Annotated in this window: 13 protein-coding genes and 1 pseudogene; 9 read left to right on the top strand and 5 right to left on the bottom strand. The window is 36.1% G+C overall.

The window, feature by feature from the left end:
- Positions 1-18: 18 nt before the first annotated feature.
- Complete coding sequence (locus AC07M3_RS00800) at positions 19-936, bottom strand: formylglycine-generating enzyme family protein (protein WP_092705914.1); 918 nt, start codon at positions 934-936, stop codon at positions 19-21.
- 42 nt (positions 937-978) lie between these two features.
- Positions 979-2,601 carry an arylsulfatase gene (locus AC07M3_RS00805; RefSeq protein WP_494566224.1) on the bottom strand — a complete coding sequence of 541 codons (1,623 nt, stop codon included), beginning with the start codon at positions 2,599-2,601 and terminating at the stop codon, positions 979-981.
- A gap of 682 nt (positions 2,602-3,283) precedes the next feature.
- On the opposite strand from AC07M3_RS00805, the gene AC07M3_RS00810 reads away from it, so the two are divergent.
- The gene (locus AC07M3_RS00810; protein ID WP_375038328.1) at positions 3,284-4,318 is read left to right on the top strand and encodes an AraC family transcriptional regulator; all 1,035 of its coding nucleotides are present in this window, start codon (positions 3,284-3,286) and stop codon (positions 4,316-4,318) included.
- Between the two features lie 131 nt (positions 4,319-4,449).
- On the opposite strand, the gene AC07M3_RS00815 is transcribed toward AC07M3_RS00810, so the two are convergent.
- Together AC07M3_RS00815 and AC07M3_RS00820 are read right to left on the bottom strand one after the other, a co-directional pair.
- Positions 4,450-5,538, bottom strand: a complete 1,089-nt coding sequence (locus AC07M3_RS00815; protein WP_494566225.1) for an HlyD family secretion protein — start codon at positions 5,536-5,538, stop codon at positions 4,450-4,452.
- A complete protein-coding gene (locus AC07M3_RS00820; protein ID WP_494566226.1) occupies positions 5,535-7,112 on the bottom strand; it encodes an MFS transporter in 1,578 nt (525 codons plus the stop codon). Before AC07M3_RS00820 ends, AC07M3_RS00815 begins: the two co-directional genes overlap by 4 nt.
- 166 nt (positions 7,113-7,278) lie before the next feature.
- On the opposite strand from AC07M3_RS00820, the gene AC07M3_RS00825 reads away from it, so the two are divergent.
- The 7 genes and pseudogenes from AC07M3_RS00825 to AC07M3_RS00855 form a co-directional block, all read left to right on the top strand.
- A complete protein-coding gene (locus tag AC07M3_RS00825; protein WP_494566227.1) occupies positions 7,279-7,905 on the top strand; it encodes a TetR/AcrR family transcriptional regulator in 627 nt (208 codons plus the stop codon).
- A 183-nt stretch (positions 7,906-8,088) separates the two neighbouring features.
- The gene (locus tag AC07M3_RS00830; protein ID WP_494566228.1) at positions 8,089-8,706 is read left to right on the top strand and encodes a TetR/AcrR family transcriptional regulator; all 618 of its coding nucleotides are present in this window, start codon (positions 8,089-8,091) and stop codon (positions 8,704-8,706) included.
- Between the two features lie 341 nt (positions 8,707-9,047).
- On the top strand, positions 9,048-10,442 hold the full coding sequence (locus tag AC07M3_RS00835) for a hypothetical protein (RefSeq protein ID WP_494566229.1): 1,395 nt from the start codon (positions 9,048-9,050) through the stop codon (positions 10,440-10,442).
- 138 nt (positions 10,443-10,580) lie between these two features.
- Entirely contained in the window at positions 10,581-12,530 is a 1,950-nt protein-coding gene (locus tag AC07M3_RS00840; RefSeq protein ID WP_494566230.1) for an alkyl/aryl-sulfatase, read from the top strand.
- 199 nt (positions 12,531-12,729) lie between these two features.
- A complete protein-coding gene (locus tag AC07M3_RS00845) occupies positions 12,730-13,266 on the top strand; it encodes a DUF4468 domain-containing protein (RefSeq protein WP_494566231.1) in 537 nt (178 codons plus the stop codon).
- A 348-nt stretch (positions 13,267-13,614) separates the two neighbouring features.
- The gene (locus AC07M3_RS00850) at positions 13,615-13,824 is read left to right on the top strand and encodes a cold-shock protein (protein ID WP_005040451.1); all 210 of its coding nucleotides are present in this window, start codon (positions 13,615-13,617) and stop codon (positions 13,822-13,824) included.
- A gap of 63 nt (positions 13,825-13,887) precedes the next feature.
- Positions 13,888-14,043: pseudogene (locus tag AC07M3_RS00855) on the top strand (tautomerase family protein); the annotation flags it as partial.
- Positions 14,044-14,164: 121 nt separating this feature from the next.
- On the opposite strand, the gene AC07M3_RS00860 reads toward AC07M3_RS00855, so the two are convergent.
- The gene (locus tag AC07M3_RS00860; protein WP_494566232.1) at positions 14,165-15,052 is read right to left on the bottom strand and encodes an AraC family transcriptional regulator; all 888 of its coding nucleotides are present in this window, start codon (positions 15,050-15,052) and stop codon (positions 14,165-14,167) included.
- A 287-nt stretch (positions 15,053-15,339) separates the two neighbouring features.
- Here AC07M3_RS00860 and AC07M3_RS00865 point away from each other — a divergent pair, with 287 nt between their 5' ends.
- Positions 15,340-16,392, top strand: a complete 1,053-nt coding sequence (locus AC07M3_RS00865; protein WP_092705900.1) for an NAD(P)-dependent alcohol dehydrogenase — start codon at positions 15,340-15,342, stop codon at positions 16,390-16,392.
- Positions 16,393-16,445 lie beyond the last annotated feature (53 nt).

Raw genomic sequence — 16,445 nt, forward strand, 5'->3', positions numbered from 1 at the left:
TTTACTTTTATATTTCAGTTATGCACGGATGACACATCGGAAACCTATATGGCTACTAGAAGTGTCAACAGCTTCAGGATGTCTGGCGGCTGGTCTGTATCGTCGACAATAATTAGGGGCGCAGAGGTGAGAACCTCCTTTAAGTACTTGCCGAGGGATAGAGATCTCAGGCATTGCTGGGTCATAACTTTGATTTTTCGCACCGCCGCGTGGATTGTGTCGTATACAGCAAGGTGAAACCGATTTAAATTGATGGGTTGGCGACCAAAAATCTGCTGTCCACTCCCATACATTTCCAATCATGTCATATAGCCCATAATCATTTGGGGGAAATGTTTTTACAGGAGACGTTCGTGAATAACCATCTTCCATTGTATTTTCATAGGGAAAATCTCCTTGCCATGTATTGGCCATATGCTTGCCAAGAGGCGTGAGTTCATCACCCCAAGCGAATTCACAACCTTCAAGAGTTCCTCTAGCTGCATATTCCCATTCCGCTTCAGAGGGTAGAGATTTTCCACGCCATGAGGCATAAGCCAAAGCATCACAATAAGCAATATGAACAACAGGATGATCATCTAAACCACGAATAGTTGATCCAGGGCCTTGTGGATTACGCCATGTCGTTCCAAATTCAAATTTCCACCAAGACCAATCTGTTAAATCAGTGGGCTTTAAAGGGGGAACAAATAGTAAGGAACCCGGTTGTAACATGTGAGCTGGAGCCCCCGGATAATCGTTTGGATTAGGAGGGAGTTCGGCAAAAGTGATATAACCCGTTGCTTCAACAAACTGTTTAAATTGCAGGTTTGTAACAGGTGTTTTATCAATCCAAAAAGGAGAAACACTAACCTGATGTGCTGGGGCTTCTTCGGGATAATGGGTGTTTGAACCCATTAGGAAAGTACCACCATTGAGGTAAACCATATCATTCATATCAATATCTATTAATAGCTCGTTGTTGGTCTGTCATACTCATTATCTAAATGGCACAGGAGTCTTATATCTTTTCATGGTTTCTAAGTGCCTCATTACAGCTTCTTTTAAAACCGGAATTTGAGGTTGCTTTAGAGGAGCCATTGCGTGCTCTTCTTTCGGATCAATAAGTAAGTTGAAAATCTTACCGCCGTATAACAACGGTTGAGCCGTACCTTGAAAAGGACTTGCTTGTGGCCATGTATCAGGAATGTTAAAGCTTTGTTCTTTAACTAATAATTTATATTCGGCAATGCGAACACCCATGAAATTATCATTTGCCCAATAATATTGGACTCGACGGCGTGATTTTCCATCGTCAGCAACGAGGAATGATGACTGATCGATAGTATCCATATAGCGATCACTTGGCATGCTATTCGTTGCACCAGCTAAGCCTAAGGCAGTCGCATAAATATCTGTCAGATCAAATAACCCTTCTGATATACGTCCAGGTTTTATTACTCCAGGCCAGAAGGCAATACCGGGAACGCGGACGCCTCCTTCAAAACTGGTCGCTTTTGCTCCACGAAATGGGGTGACCCCTGTATCTGGGAAGGCTTCTGTAAATGGGCCATTATCACTCGCTAAAATAATCAGCGTATTCTCTGATTGTCCTGACTTTTCTAATGCTTTTCGAATCTGTCCTATTCGATAGTCAATTTCCACTAAGGCATCTTTATATGGATATTTAGCAAGTGATTTGCCTACAAAATCAGGATGGGGATAATTATCATTGTGACAGCAACGTGCGCCCATATAGAGAAAAAATGGCTTATTACTATTTTTTGAATCATTAATAAAGCTAATTGCTTTATCTGTTAGTTTTTCATCCACGAGACGGATTGAGTCATTATCGATAGGAAAAACAGCTTTAGCTTCTTGTCCTTTAGACGCTTCAACAATGGCCATTATTTCACCTTCGGCAGCCCATTTTTTTCGAGCAGGATCCAGCATTAACTCTGGATTACGCCAAGGTTCTCGCCACGCCGTATAATCGTCAGATGAGGTCAGAATTCCATAATAATGATCGAAGCCTACATTTTGAGGTTGAGCTTCTTTGGTAGAGCCTAGGTGCCATTTACCAATTGCTTGCGTTACATAACCAGCATCTTTGAGTTTTTGGGGAAGGGTCGTGTTGGGGTTAATACCTCTTTCATGAGCACCTTCGCCAGGTAGCATAGGACGTAATAGTCCTGTTCTGATGGGTAATTGTCCGGTTAAAATTGAAGCTCTAGTTGGTGTACAGGATGGTTGTGAATAGGCATTCATTAACTGTAGACCATCTTTAGCCATACGATCCATGTTTGGTGTAGCAGCACCGGTAGAAACCCCTCCACCGTATACTCCAAGATCGCCCCAACCAACGTCATCTAATAAAATAACGATAATATTAGGAGAGTGGCCAAAACGTTGTTTAAGTACATTTAATCGTTGTTGGGCGGATGACTCTTGTTTAGCGCGAGTAATGGATGGTTCTTGATTTGGGTGTTCTGTTTTAGTTTGGGCTAAAAATGTATCATCCGTTATCGCTGTAGTTTGAGCATTAATATTTTGTGCCAATGCCGATAGGGCGAATGCGGAAATTAGAGCTGTACTCATGCGTAATTTTGTAGTCAAGGGCATGATATGTTCCTGATAATTAGATGATATCTCTAACTTTTAGCTCCTGTAGTGTTGAGCTTAATCATTAGAAAATTAGTAACAGAAGAGAGTTTCATTAAAATAGGTGACCTAAATTAATTTACAAATCAATCTCTTAGAGAACAGAAAGCCCTGACTGATAATTTTTCTTCTTCAAATGATTTTTTAAGAAGTAAATAACTTTAAAAAAAATAGATGGCAATCCAAAATTGAACATAATTTATTCCTTTAATTAATCTATTCGGAATTCCCCAAACGTAAAAACTTAAGCCGGATTTGGAAAATCTTTAACGTAAACTATATTTTTTATAAGTAACTTTCAATTGATAAAAATTTATGAAAAATACATATATATTTGATATTAAACATTATTTTTTGAAAACAGACCTAAAGCAGAAATGAAATGGCATAAATTAGAAATAGATGTTTAGTAAGGGAATACTCTTCCAAGAGAAGGCTATGGGGAGTTGCTGTAATAGAGGTGAAAAATAAATGGAAAAAGCTAACTCTGTATGTAAGTTATTGTTTAGTGTATGATAAATTTAGGATTAGAAGAGTAGTAGTTTATATTTTACTGAGATAGTTTGTGATTAAGACTTTCAAAATATTTCTCAAAGTTTCTTACTAAAATTTATTTATATTAATAGGTTTTATTGGTGTAAAAGTGAAGGAAAAATTTAATACAAATGGGAAAGTTCGAGTTGGGTTAATTAATCATATACTAGATAATTGTGATTTTTTTAACATTACCCGTGAAGAGTTAATAGATAAAATTAATTTAAATGAAAATCTATTGATAGATCCCAATTCTTTTGTTTTATTTGAATATTTAGAAAAAATAATACTTTTTTTATTTTCTAATTCAGATGATCCATTAAGTATATTAAAGTTTATTGAAAAAAATAACTCGGTAGCAAATGGGGTATTAGGTTATTTAATTGAAATTAGCTCATCCTTAGAAGAAGCCATAGAAACCTTTGAAAAGTATTGGGAGCTAAATGGTAGAATTGGTAAGGTTTTTTTGATTGAAAAAGATAATTATATTTTCTTGGAATGGGTATGCCTATTAGGCAGTCCTAAATTCATACAATATGCAACAGAATATAAAATTGCTTGGTGGGCTAGTATTGTTCAACTTGTAAAAAGTAATGAACAAAATGTTTTACAGTCAATACATTTTAAACATGATATTTTAAAAGCTGAAGATATTATATTCTATAGAAATTTTTTCAAATGTCCTGTGTATTTTAACCAACCTGAATCAGCAATTATTTTATCAAAGAATGCATTAAAACTACCCTTAAAAACAGCAAACCGTAGGTTGTATGAAAATGTTGAAAATTATGCGAAATTAATTATTAAAGAATCGGTAGGTAGTAGTGAGTTTACTAACGGTGTGCGTTCTATTCTATATGAGCAGTTACATATAAGTGGAAATTTTTCACGTGAATATATCGCAGAGAAATTAGGAATAAGTGTACGTACATTAAGTAGAAAATTACTTGAAGAGAATAGTAAATATAGTGATATTTTAGATGAAGTTAGATTTGATCTCGCAAAAAGTTATTTGGAAAATAATAATTTTAAAATATCTCTAATTTCGAAATCTTTGGGTTTTTATACCAGTAATGCTTTTATTACTTGGTTTAAATCTCGGACTGGTAAATCACCAAAGAAATATCGGGATGATTTTATTTGATCACAATTTTCTTTTTTTTTAATTCTCATTCTGAAAAAAGCTCAAAACATACTCTTCTTAACCATTGATTGCTTGGAGGATAAGAGACCACAAATGGTCTCTTTTTGCTCTTATCCCAAAATACAAATGAGTTATTTCTGAGTTGTATCAACCGAAACTAAAACAGATAAACCAGGACGCAACAACTTAATATCTGGTTGGTTCTCAATAAGTTTAATGCGTAACGGTAAACGCTGAACAATCTTGGTAAAGTTACCCGTCGCATTCGTTGCAGAAATTGGAGAGAAAAATGCGCCCGTAGATGGTGAAAAGCTATCTACTACACCTTTTAACTCAATATTGTAAGCATCTACATAGATATTAACAGGTTGTCCGATTTTGATTTTTTTTAACTCAATTTCTCGAAAGTTTGCTTCTACATAGACTTGATTTAAAGGTACGACAACCATTAATGGATTACCGGCGCCAACAAAGTTACCGACGTTGGCAGACTTTTGACCAATCATGCCATCAATAGGTGCTCGAACTTCGGTATAGCTCAAATTTAGTTTTGCTTTATCAAGGGCGGCCTGTGCCTGTTTAAGAGCAGCTTGTTTGGCTTGTACCTGAATCTTGTATTGGTTTAATTGATATTGCGCATCGATTACTTTTTCTTTGCTGCTGTCTAAGTCGGCATATTGCTCAGTCAATGTGGTTTTTGACTGTTGTGTAATTAATCTCGACTCAGCACCGAGCGCCTGTAATTGTTCATAACGCGCCGTGTTGTCTTTAGTAAGTGTAATTCCAGCTTCTACTTTTCTAAGCTGAGCCTCTGTTTCTCGAATAACAGTCGGTTGCCTTTCAACAGCTAACATTGCTTCGCTTAAGTCCGCTTGTGCTTTTGCATAATTAGATTCAGCCTCAGCCAAAGCAGCTTGATAATCACGTGCGTCAATCCGTGCTAAAAGTTGTCCTTTTTTTACAGTCTGATGATCTTTAATATAAATTTCTTCAATATTGCCAGATACTTTAGGGGCAATAGTTGAGTACTCTACATCCACACGTGCATCGTCTGTTTCAATAATCGAAGAGGGTAAAAATATGAGTTTTAAAACCCATAAAATGGATGCTAAAACGATGATGAATGCGATAACCATAACCCAATGCTTTTTGAGATATTGCACCTTTGTTAACTTGGGTGGTTCGATGTTGGTGGTATCTTGGGCTTCGAGAGTACTCATAAAGATTTTCCTGAGTTATGACTATTCATTAACTTAATGAGAGCAATACGTGGCGGATAAGTTCTAACGGGCAAAATCAGCATAACGATCAATAAAAACGCAGCCAATCCCGCTAAAAGTAGATATTGATCGCTAATGACTAAAACAGATTGCTGCGCTTGAATCGCAGAATTTAGGGCTGATAAACCACCTGAAACACGTTCTGCGCCATTTTCAGTCAGTACAGGTGGGGTAAGAGGGTTAATAACAGGGCCTTGAATATTTTGGAAAACATGTTGGGCTGTATTTTCAATTAGTCGTGTTGAATGGTATTCACCACGTACTCGGTTCACCCAATCCAAAATGCAAACACCAAGTACGCCACTAATGGCACGTGGGGTATTAATCATTGGTGAAGCGTAAATTGCCATGGTTGGATGTACGCTGTTTGTACCCATCATTAAGAGCGATAGCACTACACAGGTTTGCCCTAAACATGAAATCGCATGCCAAAAATAAAATTGATCTTGATTCCATGTGGTGTCGAGTTGACTTGCCCCTAAACAGCCAGCGATGACTAGAAGCAAACCAAAGCCATGCACATATCGACTATCGACCCAAGCTTGATTTAAAAGCTTAACGACAATGGGAATATAGATAAATTGCAATGCTGCAATTTGTAAACCAATCCACATGGTTTGGGTAGGTTTATAGCCGTGTACAGCGCTCAGATAATTGAGCGGTAATGTACTTGTCGACATCCCAATAATCACAAAGCAAAACAGCGCAAAAATGGCATAAGCAAAATTTCGTATTTCGAGCATTTGCGGTTTAATTAATGGGGATGGAGAACGCCATTCATGTATCAAAAATAACGGTAAGGTGATAGCACTTGTTAAAGTCAATACACAAATTAATTTGGAATGGAACCAATCTAGATGATTGCCATGCAATAACATGGTGCTCAGGCTTGCCAAGCTAATGATGGCTAAAATAGCGCCTGTCCAATCGTAAGTCTTTATTCTTGAATAATTTAAAGGGTCTTGGGGAATACCAAAATACACCAACGCAGCGCTTAGCGCACAAAAAGGAATGGTTTGAAAGAAAATCATCTTCCAGCCAATCACATCTAAATAAAAGGCAGAAAGCGCAGCACTTAAGTTGGGAAAGAACGTTGCAGTTAATGCGTAGCAGGCTAAACCCCATAGTCGAATATCTGGTCCCAAAAATCTAAGCGCACATGCCATGAGCAAAGGAATGGTCAAACCATTAGCTAAACCTTGTAAGGCGCGTAATAAATAAAATATTTCGATATTTGGACTAAAAGGAATTAAAACACTAGAGAAGAGGCAAAGCCCTATAGCAAAAAGAAGAACTCTTCGCATAGAAAAGATGACCGCCCAACTGGTGGAAAGTATCATTCCAATAATCATGGCACTGGCATAAATACTGTTGACCCAATAACCGGAGTCAACACTAATTCCCATAGCTCCACGTATGTCGACTAAAGTAATGCTGGTAATTCGGTTATTAAATTCAACAGTCATTGCAGCAAAAATTGCACCTGCCAAACCGATGAGTGGGCGTATATTCATCTTTTACCTTAAATTTTAAACACAAATTTATGCATGGAGCAGGTATTGCAATTAACTGTACCGATCGGTACTCTACTCTTTAATTAAATTTACGTCAATTCTCGATTTTAAACTTTTCGATGAGTTACACTAATAATGAAACCGTTAAAATCTTTATAAGGTCACTATGTCTGGTTCATCGAAAGCTAATGAAAAAGATCAAAAAATTCTGGATGCAGCAACAAAATTTTTTCTGACTCATGGCTTTAGCGGCACCACAACAGATATGATTCAAAAAGAGGCGGGTGTTTCAAAAGCAACCATGTATGGCTGTTATAAAAATAAAGAAGTGATGTTTGCTGCCGTGATTGAACGACAATGCACAAACATGCAAGAGCAAATTATATTAGTCGAGACAAAAGCCGAAAACCTACGTTCTGCTTTAACTGAAATTGGAAAAACTTATCTGTGTTTTATATTATCGCATTCAGGTTTGGCTTTTTTTAGGGTATGTATTGCAGAAGCAGTCAGGTTTCCAGAGTTATCTGAAAAATTCTTTCAAGTTGGTCCAGAACGTCTTGCTAAAATTATTGCGGGTTATCTTGAAAAATCAGCCAAAAATGGTGAAATTGAGTTAAATTCTTCTGCTGATATCGCTGCGAATATATTTTTAGCGTTACTACGAAGTGATGCGCACCTTAAGTGTCTTACACATCCTAATTACATCATATCGGATAGTGAAATTAGTTCTTGGGTTGAATATGCAGTTGGTTTGTTTATGAAAAATATCAATTACAATGAGAAGTTAAAATAATTTTATAAGTACTTCCAGTCTCAAAAATTGGTAAGAATAGTTTCTATTTTTGCTTATTTGAGAATAAAACAACTTGATATTTAATCTATATGGATTATTCTTTTTCTCTAAAGGTTAATGCATAAGAATGGGGATATTTTCTTAAGTTAACACCATTAATTTTAACTTGTACTGTGGAATCTAATGAGTAAACAAACTAAAGAAAAATTGATAGAAGCAGCCATCATTCTTTTTTCACAAAATAATATTGAAACGCTATCAGTACAAAGAATTAATGAAACTGCTGGAGTTGCAAATAAGTCAGCTCTTTATTACCACTTTAAATCAAAATGGGGACTCGTGGAGGCTGCATTAGATCATGTTATGCAGCCTTATGTTATTGATAGTTTAGAGTTATTAAATGCTATTCCACCCGATAATGTACAAGTTTCTGATGTTGTAGATGCTTTAATGAAACCTATGATAAAAATACTTTTACAGCATAATGGCATTCATTACATAAAATTTTTCTCTAAAACGATTAGTGCCGGAGATGAAGGGCGCGTTATTGTTGCAAAAACTTTAGTACCTATTTCCAATAAAGCCGTAGGTCTATTACAACAAGCTTTACCAGATGCAGACCCAAATGCGATTTCACTTAAAGTACTTTTTACTTTTAATATCATTTTAAATGTGATCAGTGATGTTGGACTTGAGCATTTTTGGCCAACAGAGGTTAAAGACCATAAACTACTCGCCAAATATCTAAAAGATTATATTGAAGGCGGAATTCGTTTTAAAGCAGATCATTTTTATTCATAAGCCTCAAAAATTCCTATCTTTTATTGAGTCAGCATTGCTTCATCTCGCCCTACATTTTTTATAGAACCATTGTTTAGACAGTACAGTTTGAACTCTCCTCACTTGTGTAATCAGAATTGATAAAACTTTTTCTTTAGTGTTAATATTTTAATAAAAAATTATAAGTATTTGATTTAATTTTAAAAAATAATTTTCTTCATGGGTGATAAAAATAGCTTGATATTTAATCTAGTTGGATTATTATTTTAATCTAAATGGATTAGGTCTCGGAAAAAATTCGAGATTAAGAAATATAACAAAGAGATCAAGTTTGTATCACTTGGTCAAAATGGAAAAGTATTATGGAAAAATTTAATCAGTTAAGGATTGCAATATTATTGACGGTTATTGGCTCTGTAGGTTTGAGCGCGTGTAATGATAGTGATGATTCTACTCAGGTAAATAAACCAACAGACCCAGGAACTGAGTTAACAGATTGCATGTGGCAAGATTCTGTAACAAGTAAACAGCATACTGGAGAAGACCCGTTAAATTATGCGTTTCCTGATTCTAATGTAACGTATTGGTCATCAGAATTTACTGTTCCAGAAGGTGCAAAAGTAATGATTGATGGGGATTATCCTTATTCACGTCACTTTTCATTGGTGAGCTATACCGCAAAAGGTGAGCGAGTTAATTCCCTATTAGATGCAGCCATTTTACCAAATCAAGGTTCAATCAACCCGTTTGTAGTTGGGAATAACCGTCTTGGCAAAGCGCGTAGTTACTCGGCACAATTGCAATTAGGAGATTTACCAAGTAATCCTCTAAATAATACGTTGTATGCCCCAAAAACGGTTGATGGCAAAGTTGCCATTTTATATCGTGTATATGTACCCAACAAAAATATGGATATTAAAGGAAATGTGAGTTTCCCTCGATTTAAAGTTCAACTTGCAAATGGGGAAGTTAAAAAGGGTCAAGATGTTTGTAATGTTCTACAAGTAAAAAAAGCACCTATTGATCGTATATCAACAATGCCATTAAAAAATACTGTAGATGCATTTAACCAAAATAGATATGTGGGTTTTCCTGCACAACAGGAACCAAAATGGTACAAAGCCTTTAGTGCTTTAGATAGCTTCAAATGTATTTATAAATTCGATCCTATTACAAAACAACCGATTGATAAATGCGAAGGTTTGGCGGTCACACCAAAACTTGGTTATTGGGCTACACCTGACAATGAATATGTTTATGCGGCGGTGAGTAGACGATTAGGGAAAGTGATAGAACTTCGAGGTAAAGTTCCAACTACAGAAAAAACCTTTAATAATGATCCGTTTGTTCAAAAAACAGATGTACGTTATTGGTCAATTTGTACAAATGAAGTGATTTCAACCGCGACAAATTATTGTCTCTATGACGAAAATATTCAAAAAGTAGACAAAGACGGGTTCTATACCATTGTTGCTTCGTTACCAGAAGATCGACCAGCGAACGCACGAGAAGAGTGTGGCGTATATTTCCTTGAGCTAAGCCCTCGTGGTTCAGGCTATACAGCCGAAGATGGTAAAGCTTTCGGTCACTCAGACTTTGGTTTATTTATTATGCGTAATTTATTGCCTGATAATGCCTTTGCTCACGCCGTTCAGAAGGTGAAAGTACCGGGTGAAGAAAAAGCAGTAATGGGTGATTATTTGCCAGATATTCGCTACACCTCTAAAGACGCTTTTGAAACCAAGGGATGCTCTTAAAATATAGAGTTAAAGAATCTAAACCAATCTTTTAATGAAAGATTGGTTTTTTCTTTAGTACGCTAAAAAGTTCTAATTCAATAAAAATATTCCCAATCTCTAAGGGATAAAAAGCATATAAAACATTAAGGAAATTTTATGAAAATTAAAGTACTAACGGTGTCATTATTATCCATTTTTTCTCTCAATGCATTTGCAGAAAATAAAGTAGAGAAGGCCGTTATTGACTCAAATGCCTCTTATGGTAGTAAGTACAATCTACAAGATGCTGATGAGTTTAAAAATGCTGAAAAGGGTTTTATCGCTAAACCTACTGGCCAAATAAAAAATGAGCAAGGAGATGTAATTTGGGATTTTGATGCATTTAATTTTATTAAAGATCAAGCTCCCAATACTGTGAATCCAAGCCTGTGGAGACAAGCAAAATTAAATAATAATGTTGGTTTGTTTAAGGTGACGGACCGTGTCTGGCAAGTTCGAGGCTTTGATCTGGCAAACATGACCATTATTCAGGGTAATACAGGCTGGATCATTGTTGATACTTTAACATCTAAAGAAACTGCTGAAGCGGCTATCAAATTTGCAAGACAGCATTTAGGTGACCAGAAAATTTCAGCGATTGTTTTTACACATAGCCATATTGATCATTTTGGTGGGGCGCTCGGTGTTCTCTCTGCTGAAGAATTGAAGCAAAGAAAAATACCAATTGTTGCTCCCGAAGGATTTATGGAAGAAGCGACTAGTGAGAACATTATGGCGGGACCAGCCATGACTCGCCGAGCAACGTATATGTATGGTACGTATTTGCCTAAAAATACAGAAGGTTTGGTGGATAATGGTTTAGGTAAAGCTGTAGCAGTCGGACAAATCGGAATTTTAGAACCGAATCAGTTGATTACGCAGAAAGAGCAAAAATTAAATATCGATGGTTTGGATTTTGTATTCTATAACGTTCCAAGTTCAGAAGCGCCGTCAGAATTAACTTTTTCCATTCCGTCACTTAAGCTTTATAACGGCGCAGAGATTCTCTCCCATACGCTACATAATCTTTACACTTTAAGGGGTGCTAAAGTACGCGATACGTTAAAGTGGGTCGGTTATCTTAACCAAGCTTTAATGCAAACCCAAAACTCAGAAGTTTTTATTGCCCAACATCATTGGCCAGTTTGGGGGCAACAAAATATTCAAGACTTTATTAAGACACAAAGAGATATCTATAAATTTATTCATGATCAAACAGTTCGTTATATGAACTCTGGTTTAAATGGTGCTGAAATTGCAGAGAAGATTAAACTGCCACCTGAGTTAGACCAAAAGCTATATGCTCACGGCTATTATGGAACCTTAAAACATAATGCGAAGGCTGTATATCAATACTACATGGGTTGGTTTGATGCCAACCCGTCAAATTTAGACCCATTACCGCCTAAAGATGCTGCAAAGAAATATATTGAACTGGCAGGTGGGGAGGCGAATGCTTTAAAAAATGCTCAGCAAGCTTACGACAAGGCTGAATACAGATGGGCTGCGGAAGTTCTAAAACATTTAGTATTTAATAACCCAAAGAATTTTCAAGCCAAAGAATTGCTGGCAAAAACTTATCGACAATTAGGATATTCAGCGGAAGCTTCGACTTGGCGTAATTTCTATTTATCGGGCGCACAAGAATTACAAGGTGTTACTCCACTTAAGAATACCTCTGGTCGTTTAGGTTTACTTATTCATACGCCGACTGAAAGATTTCTTGAAGCGATGGCAACCAATCTGGATGTTGAAAATTTAAAAAATGAAAATCAGTGTATGAACTTAGTATTGACCGATACACAAGAAAATTTTTCATTACGTATTGAAAACTCGGTCATGCTCTTTGATAAATATGACAGCGGTAATCTACCGACAAGCTGTCCAACGTTGAAGCTGACTAAACTTTTATATTTAAAGTTAATTACAGGTGAAGTAGATGCTTCGAAAGTTTTATTTTCTAAGGACAGCGAAATAAAGGGCAATCCTTTAAAAATTGGAAAATTCTTTTCTTTATTTAAAAAGTCTAGCAATGGGTTTCCAATAGTGACTCGTCCAGAAAATTAAAAAGATCAAAGATAGATTCATAGGAAACTTAAGCTAAAGCATCCTTTAGCAATGATTTCAATTGATCTAGATCTGGCAGTACCTGATATACCTGACAATCAGGTACTGCATTTTTAACTTTATATAAACCAAATTATGAGATGGGCTGGTGTAAATTTGGAGGTTCTAACTTCTAGTCTCTTTAAAAAGTGAGCGTTACGTGAGAAGAGTAATTTTAGCTGCTACATTAAGTTTTGCCGTACTAGGTATGCAAGGTTGTCTTTCTTTGCCTAATAAAGTTGATGAAAAACCTGCTGAAAAGAAAAACGAGTATTTTTCAGAAATTGTTAAGTTCAAAGGGTTAAGTCAAACGCAAATTTATGATGCTTCTAAAAATTGGCGAAACAATGTGGTGGATTATGTTTCAAGTCGAAAGATTATTCAGGCAGATGAAGTAAATAAAGTACTGACCATTAAAGGACATGCAGGGCTAAAATTTGATAACTGTATGGACTGCCTAAGCAGAAATATGATTAAGGTAGCAGACGATTCTTTTAATTATATTTTGAAAATAGAAGTTAAAGATCATCAAGCTAAGCTTACTTTTAGCAATATAGAACCTCGTGACAATCGCAATAATCATTTTTATAAAGATAAAAATGCATCTATAAAAAATCAATTAAAGAACATTGTGGAAGATTATAAATTTCATATCTTACATCCGAATGCTCAACCTGTAGGCGCAAGTCCAATGTAGTTTTCTTATATATTGGCTTTTAAAAAATATAGTTGAAGAGGCCCCACATTGGCTCGTGAGAGATAAATGTCTAAGTAAAATAGGCATTTATCTTTACTCCATAGATGAGGTATTTTTCCTTAATATAAAAAAAATAAATATTGAATATAAATATCTTGAATAAATAGTAATTTCCTGTATGCTTAATTTAACTAGAAAAAAGACTTGTAGTAAATCTTCTTTAAGTATCGCAGTTTTAGTCATAATCCTTCGTTTTTTTCAGATCTTAAGCTCAATTCGTTATTATTTTTTCAAAGTTATATTTGTCATTTTAAAATGACTCAAATTATTAAAATCAAAGGATATATTATGTCTAATACAAGTAATGGTACAGTAAAGTGGTTTAACGAAACTAAAGGTTTCGGTTTTATTCAACAAGAATCTGGTCCAGATGTGTTTGCCCATTTTAAAGAAATTGCTTCTTCTGGCTTCAAAACTTTATATGAAGGTCAGCAAGTAACTTTTAATATCGCTCAAGGCCAAAAAGGTCCAAGTGCTGTGAATATTATTCCACAGTAATAAGCGATAAATAAAAAAAGCCCTGAATAATCAGGGCTTTTTTTATTTATTGTGAATCAACTTTTACCTGATTTATTTGTAGAGATTGAAGGAAAGGGAAATGAGGCTTTTCGGGAGCATGTCTGGATACGAATTGATGAATATCCTCCTGAACAATGGCAATTAGGTCACTTGCGACCAACAAAAGAGATGATTGAAATAATATCTAAAGCTAACTAATTATCTTTATTTTTCTAGTGGTGTTCGGTGTAGAAATACTGACATAACAAACCTGAGTTATTTTTAAGGTAATTCAGGTTATAAAAAATTAATCTGCTATCTGCTAAATGCTTGTCTATTTTTATACGCTCTTTATATCCACCGAAGGTGGAACCCCAAAAAAGCGTTTATATTCTCTAGAAAATTGCGACAAACTTTCATAGCCTACTTGCATGCTGGTAGATGAAATATCATATTCTTGGGTCATTAATAAACGCCGTGCTTCGGTCAACCTCATTCTTTTTTGATATTGTAAGGGACTCATTGAAGTTATATCCCTAAAATGTTGATGAAAACTTGATGCACTCATCCCCATTGTGCTTGCCAGTTCCTCGATACTAAATGGTTTTGCAAAATTTGTTTTCAGCCATTCAATCGCTTTCACAATTCGATGGCCTGTAGTTCCTGCCGCTACAATGCGTTTAAGTCGATCACCTTGTGGACTCATCAATAAACGATAAAAAATTTCCTTAATAATAAGGGGAGACAAGATTGGGATGTCTTGTGGTGTGTCTAGTAGTTTTAATAACCGTATAAAAGCATCATTCAGTTCTGAACTCACCACTCCAACAGCCATTCCTTTTTTTTCATTATTTGTATCTTTAAAAGGAATATGGGCTTCAAGCATAATTTGGGCAAGTACATAGGGGTCTAGTCGTAGCACTATTGATAGATAAGGTTGTTCAACCGAAGCTTCCAGAACTTGAGCAATTAATGGCAGGTCAATTGCAGTAAAAAGGAAATGATTAGAATCATAGGTATAGGTTTCTTCACTAAGAATAACCTGTTTTTTCCCTTGAGCAATCATACATAGACTGGCATCCATCATACAGCTCGTTGGTTGGGTCAATGTTTCCGCACGAAATAAAGTCAGTCCCATAATAGGCGTTTCGGATATACCTTTTTCACGGGTCCATTGATCGATAAGTTGAGCCAGTGTTTCATTATTGCCTAGAGACATATTCGTCATTCAGATTTCACCTATTGTCATCTGTGCTTTTATTGTAGGCATTTCAAATAAGAAAAATAGAGAGAATTGCAACAATTCGGAGGATTAGGCAAGTCTGCAAGAGAAATAGAACAACACCTTACTGCTTTCATTTTTATACTGATGAACATGGCAAAAAAGTCGATTGATTAAAGCCTGTTGATTCACCGTTCCCACAACGTATTCACGGTTTTTCAAAATTAATAGCCGTCAATGAAGGTCCAGCCAAGAAATCGTCTTTATTTAAACATTAAACATGAGAGAAAAATATGACAATTGAAGTTCTAGGATATGCAGCGCTGTCATCAGAAACCCCTTTAGTTCCATTTAAGTTTGAACGTAGAACTCCACGTGAAGATGATGTCGTTATTCAAATTGAATATTGTGGTGTTTGTCACTCAGATTTACATCAGGCCAAAAACGATTGGGGATTCAGTTCTTATCCGTTAGTTCCGGGTCATGAAATTGTAGGGCGCGTAACCTCAATTGGCCCCAAAGTCACAAAATATAAAGTCGGTGAGTTGGTGGGCATTGGCTGTATGGTCGATTCATGCCGTACTTGTTCAGCTTGCCATTCAGGACTAGAACAGTATTGTGAACAAGGCAACATCCAAACTTATGGCGCTGTAGATCGTCATGACCAACGACCGACTTACGGCGGATATTCTCAAACAATTACTTGTAGTGAAGATTTTGTATTAAAAATACCTGAAAACCTAGATGCTCAAGCTGTACCGCCGTTACTTTGTGCGGGGATTACCACATGGTCACCACTTCGCCATTGGAATATTGGAAAGGGCAGTAAAGTTGCAGTCGTTGGTTTAGGTGGCTTGGGACATATGGCCATTAAACTTGCAAATGCTCTAGGTGCGGAAGTGACTTTATTTACCCGCTCAGCTAACAAAGAACAAGATGCAAAACAGCTCGGTGCGCATCATGTTGTGCTCTCAACAGATGAAGCTCAAATGAAATCAGTGTTAAATCAGTTTGATTTAATTATTGATACTGTGCCTTATGACCATGATCTTAAGCCTTATATTCCAACGTTAGCTTTAAATGGAACAATTGTGTTGGTTGGATATTTGGGTGAAATTAGCGCAAATTCAATGCCAATGATTTTGGGTAGAAAATCAATTGCTGGCTCAGTGATTGGCGGGATTAAGGAAACACAAGAGTTACTTGATTTCTGTGGTGAACATAACATCGTTTCTGAGGTCGAGATGATTGATATGCAAAATATCAATGACGCTTTTGAGCGTATGTTAAAGAGTGATGTGAAATATCGTTTTGTGATTGATATGAAAACTTTATCTGATCATTAAGCTAGTTTGATCTTGACTGTGCATTCTGCCTTAGGGTGCACAGCTCAAAAAAG

Source organism: Acinetobacter sp. GW821-FHT09D10, from assembly GCF_059416285.1.

Excerpts from the sequence above, each read along its gene's own strand:
- AC07M3_RS00800 (WP_092705914.1), bottom strand. The coding sequence starts at position 936 with ATGAATGATATGGTTTACCTCAATGGTGGTACTTTCCTAATGGGTTCA.
- AC07M3_RS00805 (WP_494566224.1), bottom strand. The coding sequence starts at position 2,601 with ATGCCCTTGACTACAAAATTACGCATGAGTACAGCTCTAATTTCCGCA.
- AC07M3_RS00815 (WP_494566225.1), bottom strand. The coding sequence starts at position 5,538 with ATGAGTACTCTCGAAGCCCAAGATACCACCAACATCGAACCACCCAAG.
- AC07M3_RS00820 (WP_494566226.1), bottom strand. The coding sequence starts at position 7,112 with ATGAATATACGCCCACTCATCGGTTTGGCAGGTGCAATTTTTGCTGCA.
- AC07M3_RS00825 (WP_494566227.1), top strand. The coding sequence starts at position 7,279 with ATGTCTGGTTCATCGAAAGCTAATGAAAAAGATCAAAAAATTCTGGAT.
- AC07M3_RS00830 (WP_494566228.1), top strand. The coding sequence starts at position 8,089 with ATGAGTAAACAAACTAAAGAAAAATTGATAGAAGCAGCCATCATTCTT.
- AC07M3_RS00835 (WP_494566229.1), top strand. The coding sequence starts at position 9,048 with ATGGAAAAATTTAATCAGTTAAGGATTGCAATATTATTGACGGTTATT.
- AC07M3_RS00840 (WP_494566230.1), top strand. The coding sequence starts at position 10,581 with ATGAAAATTAAAGTACTAACGGTGTCATTATTATCCATTTTTTCTCTC.
- AC07M3_RS00850 (WP_005040451.1), top strand. The coding sequence starts at position 13,615 with ATGTCTAATACAAGTAATGGTACAGTAAAGTGGTTTAACGAAACTAAA.
- AC07M3_RS00860 (WP_494566232.1), bottom strand. The coding sequence starts at position 15,052 with ATGACGAATATGTCTCTAGGCAATAATGAAACACTGGCTCAACTTATC.
- AC07M3_RS00865 (WP_092705900.1), top strand. The coding sequence starts at position 15,340 with ATGACAATTGAAGTTCTAGGATATGCAGCGCTGTCATCAGAAACCCCT.